This is a genomic window from Bacillus sp. AG4(2022) (assembly GCF_031844465.1).
Classification (GTDB): Bacteria; Bacillota; Bacilli; order Bacillales; family Cytobacillaceae; genus Bacillus_AB; species Bacillus_AB infantis.
Genome location: NZ_JAUZVH010000002.1, coordinates 422,939 through 436,868 on the forward strand (window position 1 = coordinate 422,939; position 13,930 = coordinate 436,868).

At 34.0% G+C, this 13,930-nt stretch carries 32 protein-coding genes; 31 read left to right on the forward strand and 1 reads right to left on the reverse strand.

Annotation, left to right across the window (positions count from 1 at the left end; genetic code table 11):
• Positions 1-17: 17 nt before the first annotated feature.
• Positions 18-1,031 carry a phage lytic cycle repressor MrpR family protein gene (locus Q9R36_RS07880; RefSeq protein WP_311224842.1) on the forward strand — a complete coding sequence of 338 codons (1,014 nt, stop codon included), beginning with the start codon at positions 18-20 and terminating at the stop codon, positions 1,029-1,031.
• Between the two features lie 335 nt (positions 1,032-1,366).
• On the opposite strand, the gene Q9R36_RS07885 is transcribed toward Q9R36_RS07880, so the two are convergent.
• Positions 1,367-1,588: a helix-turn-helix domain-containing protein gene (locus Q9R36_RS07885; protein WP_311224843.1), complete on the reverse strand. Its 222-nt coding sequence runs from the start codon at positions 1,586-1,588 to the stop codon at positions 1,367-1,369.
• A 229-nt stretch (positions 1,589-1,817) separates the two neighbouring features.
• Between Q9R36_RS07885 and Q9R36_RS07890 the strand changes: the two genes are divergently transcribed.
• The 30 genes from Q9R36_RS07890 to Q9R36_RS08035 all read left to right on the forward strand — a co-directional run bounded on the left by Q9R36_RS07890 (position 1,818) and on the right by Q9R36_RS08035 (position 13,919).
• Positions 1,818-2,042: a hypothetical protein gene (locus Q9R36_RS07890; protein ID WP_311224844.1), complete on the forward strand. Its 225-nt coding sequence runs from the start codon at positions 1,818-1,820 to the stop codon at positions 2,040-2,042.
• A 304-nt stretch (positions 2,043-2,346) separates the two neighbouring features.
• On the forward strand, positions 2,347-2,532 hold the full coding sequence (locus Q9R36_RS07895; protein WP_311224845.1) for a hypothetical protein: 186 nt from the start codon (positions 2,347-2,349) through the stop codon (positions 2,530-2,532).
• A 426-nt stretch (positions 2,533-2,958) separates the two neighbouring features.
• Complete coding sequence (locus Q9R36_RS07900; protein ID WP_311224846.1) at positions 2,959-3,264, forward strand: hypothetical protein; 306 nt, start codon at positions 2,959-2,961, stop codon at positions 3,262-3,264.
• Entirely contained in the window at positions 3,257-3,706 is a 450-nt protein-coding gene (gene rnhA, locus Q9R36_RS07905; RefSeq protein WP_311224847.1) for a ribonuclease HI, read from the forward strand. The genes Q9R36_RS07900 and rnhA overlap by 8 nt, the downstream gene beginning before the upstream one ends.
• 97 nt (positions 3,707-3,803) lie before the next feature.
• Positions 3,804-4,403 (forward strand): HNH endonuclease, encoded by a 600-nt coding sequence (locus tag Q9R36_RS07910; protein WP_311224848.1) that lies wholly within the window; start codon positions 3,804-3,806, stop codon positions 4,401-4,403.
• 48 nt (positions 4,404-4,451) lie between these two features.
• The gene (locus tag Q9R36_RS07915) at positions 4,452-5,381 is read left to right on the forward strand and encodes a hypothetical protein (RefSeq protein ID WP_311224849.1); all 930 of its coding nucleotides are present in this window, start codon (positions 4,452-4,454) and stop codon (positions 5,379-5,381) included.
• 37 nt (positions 5,382-5,418) lie between these two features.
• On the forward strand, positions 5,419-5,589 hold the full coding sequence (locus Q9R36_RS07920) for a hypothetical protein (protein ID WP_311224850.1): 171 nt from the start codon (positions 5,419-5,421) through the stop codon (positions 5,587-5,589).
• Positions 5,590-5,772: 183 nt separating this feature from the next.
• Complete coding sequence (locus tag Q9R36_RS07925; protein WP_311224851.1) at positions 5,773-6,027, forward strand: hypothetical protein; 255 nt, start codon at positions 5,773-5,775, stop codon at positions 6,025-6,027.
• 18 nt (positions 6,028-6,045) lie between these two features.
• The gene (locus tag Q9R36_RS07930) at positions 6,046-6,270 is read left to right on the forward strand and encodes a hypothetical protein (protein WP_311224852.1); all 225 of its coding nucleotides are present in this window, start codon (positions 6,046-6,048) and stop codon (positions 6,268-6,270) included.
• Positions 6,271-6,290: 20 nt separating this feature from the next.
• Positions 6,291-6,548, forward strand: coding sequence for a hypothetical protein (locus Q9R36_RS07935; protein ID WP_311224853.1), 258 nt, complete (start codon positions 6,291-6,293; stop codon positions 6,546-6,548).
• A gap of 31 nt (positions 6,549-6,579) precedes the next feature.
• The gene (locus tag Q9R36_RS07940; RefSeq protein WP_311224854.1) at positions 6,580-6,795 is read left to right on the forward strand and encodes a hypothetical protein; all 216 of its coding nucleotides are present in this window, start codon (positions 6,580-6,582) and stop codon (positions 6,793-6,795) included.
• Between the two features lie 34 nt (positions 6,796-6,829).
• Positions 6,830-7,162 (forward strand): hypothetical protein, encoded by a 333-nt coding sequence (locus tag Q9R36_RS07945; RefSeq protein ID WP_311224855.1) that lies wholly within the window; start codon positions 6,830-6,832, stop codon positions 7,160-7,162.
• 45 nt (positions 7,163-7,207) lie between these two features.
• Complete coding sequence (locus tag Q9R36_RS07950; RefSeq protein ID WP_311224856.1) at positions 7,208-7,447, forward strand: hypothetical protein; 240 nt, start codon at positions 7,208-7,210, stop codon at positions 7,445-7,447.
• The gene (locus Q9R36_RS07955; RefSeq protein WP_311224857.1) at positions 7,437-7,700 is read left to right on the forward strand and encodes a hypothetical protein; all 264 of its coding nucleotides are present in this window, start codon (positions 7,437-7,439) and stop codon (positions 7,698-7,700) included. The genes Q9R36_RS07950 and Q9R36_RS07955 overlap by 11 nt, the downstream gene beginning before the upstream one ends.
• A 1-nt stretch (position 7,701) precedes the next feature.
• Entirely contained in the window at positions 7,702-7,857 is a 156-nt protein-coding gene (locus Q9R36_RS07960) for a hypothetical protein (RefSeq protein ID WP_311224858.1), read from the forward strand.
• Positions 7,858-7,953: 96 nt separating this feature from the next.
• The gene (locus Q9R36_RS07965; RefSeq protein WP_311224859.1) at positions 7,954-8,109 is read left to right on the forward strand and encodes a hypothetical protein; all 156 of its coding nucleotides are present in this window, start codon (positions 7,954-7,956) and stop codon (positions 8,107-8,109) included.
• The gene (locus tag Q9R36_RS07970; RefSeq protein WP_311224860.1) at positions 8,096-8,419 is read left to right on the forward strand and encodes an IDEAL domain-containing protein; all 324 of its coding nucleotides are present in this window, start codon (positions 8,096-8,098) and stop codon (positions 8,417-8,419) included. Before Q9R36_RS07965 ends, Q9R36_RS07970 begins: the two co-directional genes overlap by 14 nt.
• A gap of 50 nt (positions 8,420-8,469) precedes the next feature.
• The gene (locus tag Q9R36_RS07975) at positions 8,470-8,712 is read left to right on the forward strand and encodes a helix-turn-helix domain-containing protein (RefSeq protein WP_311224861.1); all 243 of its coding nucleotides are present in this window, start codon (positions 8,470-8,472) and stop codon (positions 8,710-8,712) included.
• Between the two features lie 44 nt (positions 8,713-8,756).
• The gene (locus Q9R36_RS07980) at positions 8,757-9,038 is read left to right on the forward strand and encodes a hypothetical protein (protein ID WP_311224862.1); all 282 of its coding nucleotides are present in this window, start codon (positions 8,757-8,759) and stop codon (positions 9,036-9,038) included.
• Positions 9,039-9,369: 331 nt separating this feature from the next.
• Positions 9,370-9,564, forward strand: a complete 195-nt coding sequence (locus Q9R36_RS07985) for a hypothetical protein (RefSeq protein ID WP_311224863.1) — start codon at positions 9,370-9,372, stop codon at positions 9,562-9,564.
• Between the two features lie 50 nt (positions 9,565-9,614).
• Positions 9,615-10,031 carry a hypothetical protein gene (locus tag Q9R36_RS07990; protein ID WP_311224864.1) on the forward strand — a complete coding sequence of 139 codons (417 nt, stop codon included), beginning with the start codon at positions 9,615-9,617 and terminating at the stop codon, positions 10,029-10,031.
• A 65-nt stretch (positions 10,032-10,096) separates the two neighbouring features.
• Positions 10,097-10,243: a hypothetical protein gene (locus Q9R36_RS07995; protein ID WP_311224865.1), complete on the forward strand. Its 147-nt coding sequence runs from the start codon at positions 10,097-10,099 to the stop codon at positions 10,241-10,243.
• Between the two features lie 63 nt (positions 10,244-10,306).
• Positions 10,307-10,600 (forward strand): hypothetical protein, encoded by a 294-nt coding sequence (locus tag Q9R36_RS08000; RefSeq protein ID WP_311224866.1) that lies wholly within the window; start codon positions 10,307-10,309, stop codon positions 10,598-10,600.
• A gap of 40 nt (positions 10,601-10,640) precedes the next feature.
• On the forward strand, positions 10,641-10,841 hold the full coding sequence (locus Q9R36_RS08005) for a hypothetical protein (RefSeq protein WP_129612419.1): 201 nt from the start codon (positions 10,641-10,643) through the stop codon (positions 10,839-10,841).
• Positions 10,838-11,035 (forward strand): hypothetical protein, encoded by a 198-nt coding sequence (locus tag Q9R36_RS08010; RefSeq protein WP_129612418.1) that lies wholly within the window; start codon positions 10,838-10,840, stop codon positions 11,033-11,035. Before Q9R36_RS08005 ends, Q9R36_RS08010 begins: the two co-directional genes overlap by 4 nt.
• A 15-nt stretch (positions 11,036-11,050) precedes the next feature.
• Positions 11,051-11,599: a hypothetical protein gene (locus Q9R36_RS08015; RefSeq protein WP_129612417.1), complete on the forward strand. Its 549-nt coding sequence runs from the start codon at positions 11,051-11,053 to the stop codon at positions 11,597-11,599.
• 33 nt (positions 11,600-11,632) lie between these two features.
• Positions 11,633-12,013 (forward strand): hypothetical protein, encoded by a 381-nt coding sequence (locus Q9R36_RS08020; RefSeq protein ID WP_311224867.1) that lies wholly within the window; start codon positions 11,633-11,635, stop codon positions 12,011-12,013.
• Positions 12,014-12,052: 39 nt separating this feature from the next.
• Complete coding sequence (locus Q9R36_RS08025; protein WP_311224868.1) at positions 12,053-12,910, forward strand: RNA ligase family protein; 858 nt, start codon at positions 12,053-12,055, stop codon at positions 12,908-12,910.
• A 58-nt stretch (positions 12,911-12,968) separates the two neighbouring features.
• Entirely contained in the window at positions 12,969-13,259 is a 291-nt protein-coding gene (locus Q9R36_RS08030; RefSeq protein ID WP_311224869.1) for a hypothetical protein, read from the forward strand.
• Between the two features lie 39 nt (positions 13,260-13,298).
• Positions 13,299-13,919 carry a DUF4230 domain-containing protein gene (locus Q9R36_RS08035; protein WP_311224870.1) on the forward strand — a complete coding sequence of 207 codons (621 nt, stop codon included), beginning with the start codon at positions 13,299-13,301 and terminating at the stop codon, positions 13,917-13,919.
• The last annotated feature ends 11 nt before the right edge of the window (positions 13,920-13,930 follow it).

Sequence of the window (13,930 nt, forward strand, 5' to 3'; positions counted from 1 at the left end):
AAGGTTGAGGGTTGGAAATGGCTGAGTTTTATAATAATGCAATTAAGCAGAGATATTTAGAAGGAATTAAGAACGAGCACTCTAGACAAACGATTAGTTATATTTTTACTGCATCTAGAGGAGCAGAAGAAAATGTACTGGGAACTGATTTATATAATTTCTCAAAGGAAGACATCGAAAAAGTATTATCTAATATGAATTGCTTGACTTACAATTCAGCTAGAAGCAACACAAACTTCATTAAGAATTACATTAGTTGGGCTATTTCAAATGGTTATAGAGAAAATAATTTACACCCTTTAGACGGTATTGATAAAAAGTGGATGAATAAATTTGTAGATAAAACAACCAAGATTCATTATTCAGATGAAGAGTTTTATGATTTGCTTGAAGAATTACCTAATGCACAGGATCAGGCATTGTTGTATTTAATATTCGAGGGGATATCTGGATCTTCTTTTAGTCAATTGCAAGCCCTAACTTACAATGATATTAATTGGAATAAGAATGAAGTGTATGTGAAAGAGCGTGACGAGAGTATAGAGTTAACTGATGCAGGAATGCGCTACTTGGAGAATGCTTATAAGGCTGCAACTTATCGTTATTTTGATAGCGAAACTGGGGATCACAAAGAGAGAGACCTTCTTAATTCAGATTATTTATTTAAAAATCCTAAAAGTCCTAGAACTAAAACTGAAAATCTTCCAGTAACTACAGCAACCCTATACAATAGGTTAAATAATATTCGTAATGAGTTTTTGCTTCAACACCTTACACCGATTAGCATTAAGCAAAGTGGTATGATTCACACTGCAGCCAAAATACTTCAAGAGAAAATAGCTAATGGAGAAGATCCCAAGCTATCCAGAGAAGATATTAAAGTTATCGGCGATAAGTATCAAGCATCCAAGGTTGAGAATAGAGAGTATAGTTATTATAATAGATCCCTAATGAAGCAATTTATAAATGCAGAAAAACTTAAAGAACTATATGGCATAGACTTTATCGAATTTGGCTCAGACAGTGATTGATTTTTATATTCAAAAAATATCCCTTGAGTGTGAGGGATATTAGCCTACATAAGATGAATTAATTTGATATTAACCAACTATATAATTTTTAAAAATATCAACCTAATCTAAGAAATAATCCAATTTTTTTAGGCGAAATAATTGGAATGTTGTGGGACATAAAATCCAATTTGTCAATAAAAAGATTTCATGTTCGACAAGACTTCTTTTGTTTCGACAAAACAAGACAAAGACAAGACGGTAAATATGTTGTAAACTGTAAATAAGTAGTAAGAATGATACAAAAAAGTTCACGAAAACGTGAATTGTGAGGCAGGGCAAAAGCTTCAGCCCTTTTACCTTCTCCCAATATTCCATTCATATAAGTCATCAATATGACAATCAAGTGCTTCAGCAATTAACTTGGCGTTATAGATGGTCATTAATCTGGTGTTGGCTATGTATTCGTTAATCTGCTGCTTAGATATACCAGTTTTATCTGATAGATCAACTTGAGTCATGTATCGCTTATTTAGTAGATTAAGGAGAAGGCATTTCCCGACAATATCCTTTGACATCGGAAAATCCTCCTATTACAAAAGTCATGAATCTTACTGTATCATACCAATTGCTACCAATTTACACAAGAAAATAATTCATAGGATAAAGTTGTAATCGAACGCTGTTCGCATTATAATAGAAATACGAGCAAAGATGCGAACATACATTCTACTTATGGTGGTGAATTACAAATTTCGGACGATTACAACAAATCATTATTACCCAATTTCAGGAGGAAAAAACATTATGAAGAACATCGCTCAATTTTTTGCCCAATTCCACTTACTTTTTGAAACATCTCAAAGTGAAGATTTTCTACTTGCTAACTTTAATCCAGATGTAATTGTAGGTGCAAAAGTTCAAATCACTTTACCTGATGGCAGCGTACATACGACATCAATTGCTGGCATCAATGAATTTAGCCTTGAAGACTTCGAGAATAATAGTAATAGTGATGAAGAAGATAAATAAAAAGCCACTAAGCAATGGGATGCTCAATGGCAGACAGTTATGTACAGTTTAGTTTGGTCGCTCAACTGTTCAAAGCAATTGTAACATATAGTCAATAAGAATTCAAAGTATGTATATGTTTCAAGTAAGACACAATTTGTTCGTAAATGATCACCAATGAATCAGCAGCTAGAGAGAATGATTCGTTGGTGATTGTTTTGAATAAAGATGAAACAATTTAAAATAAGTTGGTAATTTTAATTGACTTTTAAAATAAAATAAACTAATATAAATGTAAGTTGATAATATGAAAGGAGAAGATACAGTGCTTGCAGGTGATTACATAAAGAGGATTATGGAAGACAGTGAGAAGGCTTATGAGCTTTATCGGCAGGGAGTCTTAACTGAGGCAGATATGCAGAGGGTATTAGGCTTAATGGATCTGGAGAATGATTTAGAGGCTGCTAAGATATTGTTGAGGGAAGAGTTGAAGGAGATAAGGGAGAAGTAAAGGGGAAACTCATTCACTAAAAGGAGGTTGAAAAAATGGCGATTTATTGGTGTGAAAAGTGTCAATCCTACAGTAATTTCGTTTGGAATGGAGTAATTCCTGTTTGTGATACTTGTAATAAAAAAGAAGATGAAAAGAAATAGGTTAATGAACATTTAAGCAAAGGGGTGCTGGAAATCGAACGGAGATGTGATGTATGTATTCATTGGGAGCAAACTGAATACGGCTATGGTAAATGCCAAGAAATACGCAGAAAGATTGAAATAGATTTAATCACAGGTCATGAAGGCGCAATAGTTAATTACATTGAAACCGAAGCAGATTTTGGTTGCAGAGAACATCAATTCTTAAACGAGTGATGCACAATTCGAAAATACAATTCACGATCAAAGATGCAATTTACCTTAATAAATGAGGAGGATATAAATGAACAAGCTTGAGAGATTGAAAGACTATTTACAAAAGGAAAATAGCGAATTACTTGGAAATTTTAAGTGGGGAATGGAAGGGTCTAATGATTTTTCAAACTTCATGAAATTGGTCAGAAGTGTCATTGATGAACAGGAGATTGAACTTACGCATAAAGATAAACTTGAAGTCGCAATAGATGAGTTACGTTACGCACTTACAACTGGAAGTGATGATAACAGAGAACACTACATAAATAATGCTATAAGATTCATCGAAGAGGCTATGGTGTTGCTGGATAATAAGGAGAAAAATAATGGATAAGATCATTGTTTACTGTGACGGGGCATGTTCAGGGAATCAGTTTGATATAAATATTGGAGGTTGGGGAGCCGTACTTCAATACAAGGATAAAGTTAAGGAAATTTGTGGTGGAGAAAGAAACACAACCAACAATATTATGGAGTTAACTGCAGCAATTAAGTCCCTAGAAAGTATTAAAACTACCAATATACCAGTAGAAATGTACATAGATAGTGCTTATGTTGTTAATGGAATGAATGACTGGATTGCTGGATGGATCAAAAAAGGCTGGAGGAAGTCGAACAAGAAGCCAGTGGAAAACAAAGAGCTTTGGATACAACTAAACGAATTAAGAAAAAGGCAGTCATCAGTTGTGTTTATAAAAGTAAAAGGACACAACGGTGTTGAATTAAATGAGTTGGCAGATGCTTTAGCGAATAAAGGAATGGATCAATTACGATGATGAGGAGTGTTTAAATGGGATAGAGAATACAAAATATTGTAGTGATTCTAATTGCAAAGAATTAAATCCACAGCCTTATGAAAACTTCTACAGTTCAGTGAGAGAAAATAAAAATAAAGAAGTATACATTTATTATAATCCAGAATGTAAGTCTTGTACTTCAAGGCGGGTTGCAGAAAGAAGAAAGTCTGATCCCGAATATTACAGTAGACATGTTGAGAAACAAAGAGCAAGAAATTTGTTACCGGAAGTCAAAGACCAGAAAAAGAAGTGGAGGGATAGTGAAAAAGGAGAACTAAACCGAAAGAGATGGGAAACAGATAACAAGCATCTTTTAAAAGAATATCAAGGTGATAGAAATAAGACTAAAAAACACATTATTTCTAAGTTGGAGTGGGAAGATTGCAAGAAATATTTCAATCATAGATGTGCATACTGTGGTCTGGCAATTGAAGAACATTATATAAGGTTCAGTGGGAAAATTATTTTAGGTGATTTCCATAAAGAACATGTGGACGATCAAGGTGCAAATGACTTGAGCAATTGCGTACCAAGTTGTAAACAATGTAATTCTAGTAAGCACGATATACAATTTGAAGATTGGTATAATGATTCAAACAAGGGATACAGTCTTGAAAGAAGAATTAAGATACATAAGTGGCTGGATGAGGATTATAGGAAGTATAAATCACTTTGAAACATACATTTCATTCGGAAATAATTAAATAAACGGAGGTAAATTATAATGATACCAAGGAGAAACAGAGATATAAGTATTGATGTAGTTAAAAATGAGAATGGTTATATGTTCACACTACCATCACTCGGTTACAGCTCAGGAACTTACTATAAGATAAACGGAGAGAAGGTCAAAGGTTCTGCATCATATACTTCTGAAATTGAGCCATTGATTGAGATATTTGATACAACTACTGTAAAAGTCAAAGCGAAAAGTTTGATTGAAGGACAATCTGATTTAACAATTGCTGAATATGATGAGAAAAAAGCAAAGCTAGAATCAAAGAAAGTTTGGGATCAATTTAACGAGTATAAGATTTTTGACAACTTAGAAGACGAATTTGAGTACAAGAAGTTTGTAAGGGATTATAAAATTATCACTAAAATGGAAGAAGAGTTAGTCCAGACATTAGAACTTAACATTCAAGAAAAAGTAGAATCAGATAATCCATACATTAAACTACATAGACACATAGGTAAGGGAATTACTAGTCAGGCTGCTACTTATGATCGTTGGAGCTTCTACAAGTACTACACACGCAAATTGCTGAAGGATAAAGGGTTCGAAGAGCTGGACAGTTCAATAAGCAAGAAGAATACATATAAGATTTATCAGTATAATGAGGGAATGGTTAATTTATATGCTGAAGGAAAGCAAATTTTCGATACCAATGTTAGAAGCTTCAGTGATGAGTTAGAAATTGTAGAAAAGAAATATAAAGAAGATAAGGAATGGATTGAGGAGAAGGTCAGTGCATTTATTAAAAACTCTAGGAACTTACCATCAGTACAGGATATTATCTCTAAGATGAATGGGATATTGAAGCAGGTTCAAAAGATTGATCCTAAGGTTAAGACTATTGATGAGTATAACGCTGCAGTTAGATGGATTAAAGACCTTATTAATGATTTAGAGAAAGGGAATTACTCTAAGTAAAATGCGAATTTCATCTTGATTAAGGGGGAGTTAAAAAATGAATAGCTTGAAAAAAGGTTATCCTGTTGTCTACGAATCTTATAAGTACGTAGGTAAAGATAAGAAAAGGGCAGCATACTTATCATTTGGCTTAATTATTGATTCAACAGAGACTAAGTATAAAATTAGAAACGTGAGAAATGGTAAAGGTCTGGCGACTAAAAGATAACGTTCGATTTAATGAAAGGATACGGACATATGAATGATAACCAGTACATAAAAAATCTGCCTGAAAACGGGAAACAAATGCTTTCCTATTACAATAGAGGCTTAGTTACATTCGATTGGCTTATAGAAAAGTGTCTACAAAGTATGAGGAAATTAATAAATCAAAATAAAGGGTGAGGAAAGTATGGAAGTAACAAGGTTTGTAATTAGTTTGAAAAACGGAAACTTCATGAAGCAAGACTTTGATGAGTCACTGGAAAGAATCAAAATTAATACTACTGATCTATCTATTGATGCAGATTTGTTTAATAATAAGCAAACTGCAGATAGAGTATTAAATGAAATAATCTCTGGTAATACAAATTTGTTAGTTATTTATGACGAAGATAATCCTCCAATTGAAGTTAAGGACATTAGAATTAATTTTGAAGAAGTGTAAGTTAAAGGAGGGTGTCCGATGAAATTATTAAAGAGCTTGAAAACAAGACTACTCTGCAGCAATGAAAAGCACGACTGGGAATACTATACGTGGGGCAGTGCAGTAGTCGATAACTTAGACGGTACTTGTAGTTTGTGGCAGCTACCAGCGAGGGAATGCCATACCTGTAATAAGCATCAACTCAGGTTAAAGAAGGGTTGGGAAGATTCTAAGGAGAGTTTGACGATTAAGGATTTAGAATAAAAATTAAAGGAGGAGAAAGTGTGTACGTTATTAAAGATATGGAGTCGGGAAAATACGCAAAGCATACAGGTGAGACAGTTAACAATGAAGGACTTTACTATGTGGAGTATCCTTGGGAATTAGTTGATGAGGCAACGGAAGCACAGAAATATAAGACACTTGAACACGCAAATGAAGTGGCATTCTGGGAATTGGATAGTCATATTAAATGGACACTTGTCAATTTAGATACCAAAGAAGAATTTGATAAACAATTAGGAAAGTATTTTCCAATCTAATTCCGATTTTAATCGAAAAGGAGAGATAATAATGAAAGAAAAATTCGTAATTGCATACTACGGTGAACGTTATACAAAAGTATATAGTAATCCACTTGGCTGGACAGATCAGTATATCGGTGAGGGGATTATTCATGAGTCGAAACCATCTGATCACTATCCATCTGCAAATATGATTAAACAGTTTGCACCAGAAGAGTACGACTATGCAAAAATAGAAAAAAGGTATTATCGAGAATCCATTTAAAAGAGTTATTTTTTAGGAAAATAAGGAGGTTAAAATGAATATTCCCATCGAGGTAGTAAGAAATAATAAAGTTGAAGAATATGTTGAATTAGTAAATAGGAATAGAGAGCTTTATGAAGAGGAGACTAAACTTGCTAGGAGACACAATGAATTATTGGAATTGATACATAAACTTGTAGAGTCAGACCATCCAAGAAGTAAGCAAGGCTCAGTTAAAACTGTATATAGTCTAGGAAAGAAGCGTGTATGGTCTCATGCTCTAACTGTACATGAGATTACAAATGAGCTAGTTGAGTTAGCAGGGAAACTTAGCGAAAATTTCAACGCGAAACAAACTGTTGAAAAGGAACTAGAATCTATAAAATAAAATCACTATACAACAGTTCTTATATAGGAAAATAAGGAGGATAGTATGAAGCAATTTAATCTAAATCAATCAGTTAAATTTAAACTTACTGAATACGGTGAACAAGTTTTAACAAGCCATTGGAGAGGAAAGTATCTTACTCCTGAGGAGGATGGATTTTATTCAATGCAAGCATGGACTTTTGTGAATACATTTAAAGACTACATAAATCTTGGAGTAAGACCAGTAATCGAAGGAGCAGATATTTACTTTGAGGATAAGGACTTAAAAGATTATGAGGCTTAGACCAAGTACAAAAGAAACACATGGCATAAAAGATCCCCCAACTTCAGAGAGACCGCATAAGCCACCGAGTCAGCATATATCGGCAGATGTTAAGTTTGAAGAAGAAATATATCAGCTATTACAACAATTCATTAAGAATGACGATAAAGCAATCGATTATTATGAAAAGAAATTAATCGGCTATGAACATATGCTGGAATTTAAACAGACTAATGCTGAAAACATTCTCATGTTATTGAAGGAGTTATATTAATTTGACCACAGAAGTACAAGAACAGATAACAAAAGAATTGAAAAACAGGCTATCAATGGATATTAGCTTACTCAAATCACTGGGAATGAGAAATGCTAATATTGAGATTGAATTGCTGCATCATATTAAGAAGGAAATTTATTCGGATAGTCATTAATACATATTAGGCATAAACCCATTTTACGCAGCATATAACACCACATACACCACAACCACATACTATGTACTATCAAGAGCGAGAGGGAGATAGTACATGAACAACTTTGATTCAATACTAAACAATCTAATAAATAATGAGGTTGCCAAACATAAATGCCCTTACTGCTGGACTGCAGTAATTGATAATAAAGGTGAATTGTATTGTGAAAAATGCTATGTAAAGGTGGAGAAATGCTGTGAACTTATCTAAGCAAAAGGTTAAATACATCTGTGAAGTTAATGAGGATCTGGGGATTGAAGAATATTATAAGCAAGTATACCTGACTGATTTAAATATGTGGGGAGTTAAACGGAAGATAACTAAGCAAACTTTCCTAAAGAACGAGAAGGAAGGTTATCCCGTTGCTTACTACAAGGCTACAATTGACTTACAAGAGATTAAAAGTATGCTTGCTGATATTTACAGTTTAATTGATTTATCTCTGCAGACAGGGGATAAAGAATGGTTTACCAGTTTAATAAGAAGAAAAAACTTAATACAGCATGTTCTTGGAAACTAAACAACCACCACAACATATACTGTATCATTCCCCATTAAGGAGTGATTAGGATGAATTATAAGAAGATGTTGCTGGAATGGAAAGCTAACTGTCCAATAAGGAAATATAGGAAGCAAGAGAAGTTCAGTCAGGCAGAATTTGCAGCTTTGTTAGGGGTAAGTACTTATACTGTCCAGAGATGGGAAGACGGGGCTATAAATCCATCTGAGGAGAATGTGGTTAAGTTGGGGAAATTGATAAGTGGATTTAGTGATCAGTGGGAAGAGTGGAAAAATAATAAACCTAGTCTGTGAGGGAGTGGGAATGCTTCCTTGCAGACAAAGTGAGGAGATAATTTATGACCATATATAGAAAGAAACCGGTTGAAGTCGAAGCTTTTAAATTTTATGTAGAGCCTATGCCAGATTGGTTTATGGACGAAGTTTCTTGTAATAATATCTGGCTATTTAATTGTGACTATAACCGTTATTCTATTGAAGAAGCTTACTGTGAGATTGAAACATTAGAAGGCATCATGAGATGTAATGGTGGAGATTATGTCATTAAAGGGGTTCAGGGTGAGGTATATTCCTGTAAACAAGATATATTTAAGCAAACATATGAGTTGGTATCTAAATAAGAACGATATTTTAAAGTAGAGATAATTTAATGAATTTAAAAATATGGCTATTTGGCGGGTGGGTATCAATTAATCTTGACAGTAGGCATAAACGATTTGTTGAGAAATTTGACTCAAACAGTCCACTTATCAGTACATTAGGAGCAAACCATATTACTGGTGTAATGAACATTAATGATGCAATCGACAATATTAAGAAATTTACTTATGACCAAGTGGATGATAATTAACATCAAAGCAGTCTTTTCTCTGAAAATAATAAAATTAATACTTGCAATCTAATATAAAATAAACTAATATAAATATATAATCAGATAAAGGTGGTGAGTAAATGAACAAATTGATCATAACATTCCTCATTGGATTTACAACAATAGCCATTACATATTTCTTCAATCAAATATTCCAAAACATCTCAGACACTACATCATTTGCAGGTATACTCGGAACAATTGCTTTACTGCTCTTCTACGGTACATTAGTGGGTATCACAGTAGTCACAATAGTTAAGAAAGCTAATTTATAGGAAATTTATCAGTTCAAAAAATAATTATACATAAAAGGTGGAAATGAATAATGAAAAAGTCGATGAAATTAGTCACAGTAGCAGCCGGAGTAATTGTATTCACAGGATTAGCAGCTTTCTCAGGTCAGTTTATGGGAGTAACTGGGGCATCGGGGGATTGGCAGACAAACGCAATCAATACTGCAAATGCAGAAATCGGTGAGGCTGGTTACGAAAAGAAAGAGCAACTATTAAAGGATGCTAATTCTGACATCAATGAAAAGATTCAAAGTGAACTAAGTGGGACTGTTGACGCTAAACAGAAGGAGCTTGAAAGTTTGCTGGAGCAGTACTATCAAATGAAACTCGATGGTATGACGGAAACTGAAGCCTTTAAAGAAGTTGAGCGTCAAATTGAAGTGATCCTTCAAGGGAGTTATGAACGATTTAAGGTTGAAATTGATGCATTGTTTGCAGAGCAGGCTTAACTTAATTAGGGAGATTAATCCTCTCTTGACACATGTAGCGACATAAACAAAGGAGGTTTCTTTAAATGGAGTGGAAAGGCTTTACCGTTGAAGATGACGGTATATACATTCATTTAGATAATATGGCATTACGATTTGACAGTATAGCAGAAATGGAATTTATAGCTGCGAAGATTATAAAATCAGCAAATGAACTAAAAGAAGATTGCTGAACAATCCGGCTATATAATTCACTTTAAAAGTTGAGTTTTAAAGGAAAATAAGGAGGAGAAATAGTGAATAAAGTTTATGGTGTTCGTGATGATTGGGATGGCTTGATTGAAGCCTATAGCACTTTAGAAGAGGCTGAGAAAGTTTACGAATCAGTTAAAGAAAGTAAGATGGCTGATGGAGTAAACATTAAGGAATCCTTCGTAAGTATTGTTGAATCGGATGATGAATTTGAAACAGAAAAAGAAATCAAAAGAGCAAATGTAGCAATAGATCACAAGCTTACAAAAGAAATTGGATCGCCAAAATCAAATGGATTTGATTTTGATTATTGGGCTGAATGGCAAGAACATAAATAATTAATGAAGGGTATATTTCATTCAGAACAAGGAGGGAACTATGGACGCACAAACTAAGCAAAACCTAGAACTAAGAAAGCAAATTACAAACTTAGGTTACGAAATAGCAGGTGATATTGATCATGGCGAATGCTTCTATGAAAAAGAAATGTTAGATAGCTTCATTGCTAATCTTGATAAACTAAAAAATGCAGCGAGAGAATACTACATCTCAAATAAAGCAGAGGAGGATGAGTCATGAAAATTATCACTAAGGACAATTTTTGCCGAGACTACTTTACTGAGGAATTAATTGCAGAAAATGTTAACCAATATCTAGGTGAACAGATGGTTAAGGAATGGAACGATAGACACTGGGATGAACAATCTAGTTACTATCTTGCATTGGTTGAAGATGATTATGAATTATATGATGGATATGCTGATTTGGCATAAGAAAGAGGTGTTTAAATGAATGAGGATATTCAGTTTCTAAAAGATTTACAACAAGAACTACTCACACAGGAGATTGACGGGCAAGCGGCACCTAGATTTTGGTCAATAATGGATTATAGGACTGTGCCCGGTAATCCAGACTATGACAGTGGGGAAACACAATATTTCTTTAATGACGGAGATCATGTAGAATTTAATACTTTTATAGAGTTAAAGGACTTCCTAGAAGAATATTACGAAGAAGATATTGAAAACGATGATGAGTTAAAGGATTTATTGTCAAATGAAAATGGGGATCTTGATGAACTGTGGGAGTATGTTGAGGATAATTTAAACGAAGATGGGTACTTCTCCAGTTGCTTTGTAAAGGAAGAGGAGTATATAAAGCAAGATACCATGTTTCTAACCAAAGCAGAAGCAAAGAGACATCTTGAGATGAACCATTATCACTATTCACCAAAAGCACATACATACGCAATGACAGCATGGAGAGCACCAAAGGTTGAACGGCTGTTGAAGATCCTTGAATCATTTGATTGGGATTCAGTATCGGTTACTAAATAAAATTATCTATTTAAATAGAAAGGGGAGAAGGAAATGAATGTTGGATTTAACATACCGATACATAAAAACAGCCGACAATACATAATTGATACATTGGGATCATATGAAGCAGTTGATTCAATGAAACTCATTGAAAACCCGATTATTCATATGTACGCAAAAGAAGATACATTGGATTTGGAAACTGGGGAGCTAAATGGCTATACTGACTCACTGTTTAGTGAATATCACTTCTACGATACCAAAGCAATGAAGGTATTTAGATCAAAAAGATTCCATGACGCAATTTACTTCGATTCAGATGTGCACGTATCAAATGTGAAACTATTCAAAGACGGAAGTACATTAGTTCAATTGAGTAATGGATTGTATGAGATATCTAACGGTCAGGCAGTGCATATTTATAGGAAATAATCAAATAAGTCATATTATATATTGAAAAGGAGAGGGAATATGCAAAAATACATGAAGATCATCAGACATGGAAAAGGCGGCACTCATAACTCTATTTACGAAGGTGCAGACATCGTTGTAATGGAAAAGCTAGATGGTGCTAATTCAAGCTTCAAACTTGAAGATGGAAAAGTAATTGCGTTCTCAAGAAATAATCGTTTAGATGAACACAATAATCTAAGGGGATTCTATCAGTGGACGCAAACGATTAATCCTGCAAATTTGATCGAAGGCGTCATTTATTTTGGGGAATGGTTAGTCCGTCACAAACTAGAGTACGGTGAACATGAGAATAAGTTTTATCTATTCGATGTTTTTGATCCTCAGGAACAGAAGTTTGCTAACTTTGACATTGTAGAATCAGAGGCTCATAGGCTTAATTTAAATCTTTGTCCAGTATTCTATAAAGGTGAATTCCAATCACTAGAACACATTATGTCATTTGTTGGGAAGTCATTCTTAGGTAAAATTGGAGAAGGTGTAGTAGTAAAAAATTACGACTTTGAAATGAACAGAAACGGTGAGCAGCAATTTACTAAGATTGTGTCAGATGAATTTGCTGAGGTTAAACAAGTTAAGAAACAACGAGTATCGCCAACTGGAGGATTGCTTGATGAATTTGTAGCCACCAATCTTACTCAAGCAAGGGTTAGCAAGATCCTACATAAATTAGTTGATGAGCAAATTTTAGAGCCTGATTACGATGTAACGGATATGGGAGCAATCTTAAAGAATGCTGGCACGAGAGTGTATGAAGATATTATTGAAGAAGAGCTTGATACATTATTGAAGCACGTGAAGTCCAAAATTGGGAAAGTGTTACCTGTTGTTGTGAAAGAGATTCTTTCTCAAAAATAAATAACTAAATAAAACTTACCTTTTAATCGAAAATAATTATTTAAAAAGAGGTGACTTAATGGAACTTAAAGTCGGTCAAACATGGGTAAGTGGTTCTCATCCTCACAATGATTTCAAAATTTACGACATTATTGTTCAAGAGTGGGATCATCATCCTACAGAAACTTTATACTGTTGGAAACGTGTAAACCTAGACAGCTTTAATGAGTTTGTGGCAGCAAAGAAAGGCATGTCTGCGGAAGAGTTTCGTAACACAAACAAAAACACATACCCATATGCTTGGTGTGGAGAGAGTAAGAAGGGCTCATTGTTAAAGAAAATTAGAGAAGGAAGCATGAGATTACTTTGAAACGAATGACTTATCCTAAATAAGCTAAGGAGAAAACGAATGAAATTTGCATACCTTAAATTTCTTCTTAAGGCTCTCCTAATTGTTCTTACTCTATTCATAGCACTGAACACAGTAAAAGGCTACACTTCACAATCAGTTCATCCAGTGAAGATTGTGCCTAAAGAAGAATTAAATGAAACTCACTACATAATTAATGAACAGATGATTCTAAGCAAGTTGCAATCGAAGTCAGAAATAGTATCTATGCAGCAGAGTATTGATCAGACTTATACAGACGTTGATGATAATTTGTTTGGTAAGCGACATACTGAAATACATATCAAGGGTAGTTTCAAAATGGGCTTGGAAACGAGTTCAATAAAAATTAATTACATAGATAATGAAACAGGTATTATATACATAAAGTTAGGCAAGCCGAAACTGGTCAGTCTGGAGATTCCATATGATCAGATTCAATTCGATAAGTCACAAGGATTCTTTCGTCTTAGTATGAGTGAGAAGGAAGAGAAGCAGTTTTATAAAGCTGTAGAGAAGAATGTAAGAGATGAATTAATGAGCAATAAGGAAGTATTGAAGCAAGCTGAACTTTTTAATCAGGAGCATGTTAGGGAGTTACTGAGTATGCTGCCGATGATTAAGAGCGTGGTATTTGAGTAGATGGATGAGAT

Coding starts and splice junctions, on each gene's coding strand:
- Q9R36_RS07940 (WP_311224854.1), top strand. CDS start 6,580: ATGAAAGAAAAATTCGTAATTGCATACTACGGTGAACGTTATACAAAA.
- Q9R36_RS07915 (WP_311224849.1), top strand. CDS start 4,452: ATGATACCAAGGAGAAACAGAGATATAAGTATTGATGTAGTTAAAAAT.
- Q9R36_RS08035 (WP_311224870.1), top strand. CDS start 13,299: ATGAAATTTGCATACCTTAAATTTCTTCTTAAGGCTCTCCTAATTGTT.
- Q9R36_RS07955 (WP_311224857.1), top strand. CDS start 7,437: ATGAGGCTTAGACCAAGTACAAAAGAAACACATGGCATAAAAGATCCC.
- Q9R36_RS08015 (WP_129612417.1), top strand. CDS start 11,051: ATGAATGAGGATATTCAGTTTCTAAAAGATTTACAACAAGAACTACTC.
- Q9R36_RS07890 (WP_311224844.1), top strand. CDS start 1,818: ATGAAGAACATCGCTCAATTTTTTGCCCAATTCCACTTACTTTTTGAA.
- Q9R36_RS07900 (WP_311224846.1), top strand. CDS start 2,959: ATGAACAAGCTTGAGAGATTGAAAGACTATTTACAAAAGGAAAATAGC.
- Q9R36_RS07975 (WP_311224861.1), top strand. CDS start 8,470: ATGAATTATAAGAAGATGTTGCTGGAATGGAAAGCTAACTGTCCAATA.
- Q9R36_RS07930 (WP_311224852.1), top strand. CDS start 6,046: ATGAAATTATTAAAGAGCTTGAAAACAAGACTACTCTGCAGCAATGAA.
- Q9R36_RS07925 (WP_311224851.1), top strand. CDS start 5,773: ATGGAAGTAACAAGGTTTGTAATTAGTTTGAAAAACGGAAACTTCATG.
- Q9R36_RS07995 (WP_311224865.1), top strand. CDS start 10,097: ATGGAGTGGAAAGGCTTTACCGTTGAAGATGACGGTATATACATTCAT.
- Q9R36_RS08020 (WP_311224867.1), top strand. CDS start 11,633: ATGAATGTTGGATTTAACATACCGATACATAAAAACAGCCGACAATAC.
- Q9R36_RS07880 (WP_311224842.1), top strand. CDS start 18: ATGGCTGAGTTTTATAATAATGCAATTAAGCAGAGATATTTAGAAGGA.
- Q9R36_RS08005 (WP_129612419.1), top strand. CDS start 10,641: ATGGACGCACAAACTAAGCAAAACCTAGAACTAAGAAAGCAAATTACA.
- Q9R36_RS07920 (WP_311224850.1), top strand. CDS start 5,419: ATGAATAGCTTGAAAAAAGGTTATCCTGTTGTCTACGAATCTTATAAG.
- Q9R36_RS08025 (WP_311224868.1), top strand. CDS start 12,053: ATGCAAAAATACATGAAGATCATCAGACATGGAAAAGGCGGCACTCAT.
- Q9R36_RS07965 (WP_311224859.1), top strand. CDS start 7,954: ATGAACAACTTTGATTCAATACTAAACAATCTAATAAATAATGAGGTT.
- Q9R36_RS07945 (WP_311224855.1), top strand. CDS start 6,830: ATGAATATTCCCATCGAGGTAGTAAGAAATAATAAAGTTGAAGAATAT.
- Q9R36_RS07885 (WP_311224843.1), bottom strand. CDS start 1,588: ATGTCAAAGGATATTGTCGGGAAATGCCTTCTCCTTAATCTACTAAAT.
- rnhA (WP_311224847.1), top strand. CDS start 3,257: ATGGATAAGATCATTGTTTACTGTGACGGGGCATGTTCAGGGAATCAG.
- Q9R36_RS07980 (WP_311224862.1), top strand. CDS start 8,757: ATGACCATATATAGAAAGAAACCGGTTGAAGTCGAAGCTTTTAAATTT.
- Q9R36_RS07985 (WP_311224863.1), top strand. CDS start 9,370: ATGAACAAATTGATCATAACATTCCTCATTGGATTTACAACAATAGCC.
- Q9R36_RS08030 (WP_311224869.1), top strand. CDS start 12,969: ATGGAACTTAAAGTCGGTCAAACATGGGTAAGTGGTTCTCATCCTCAC.
- Q9R36_RS07950 (WP_311224856.1), top strand. CDS start 7,208: ATGAAGCAATTTAATCTAAATCAATCAGTTAAATTTAAACTTACTGAA.
- Q9R36_RS07990 (WP_311224864.1), top strand. CDS start 9,615: ATGAAAAAGTCGATGAAATTAGTCACAGTAGCAGCCGGAGTAATTGTA.
- Q9R36_RS08010 (WP_129612418.1), top strand. CDS start 10,838: ATGAAAATTATCACTAAGGACAATTTTTGCCGAGACTACTTTACTGAG.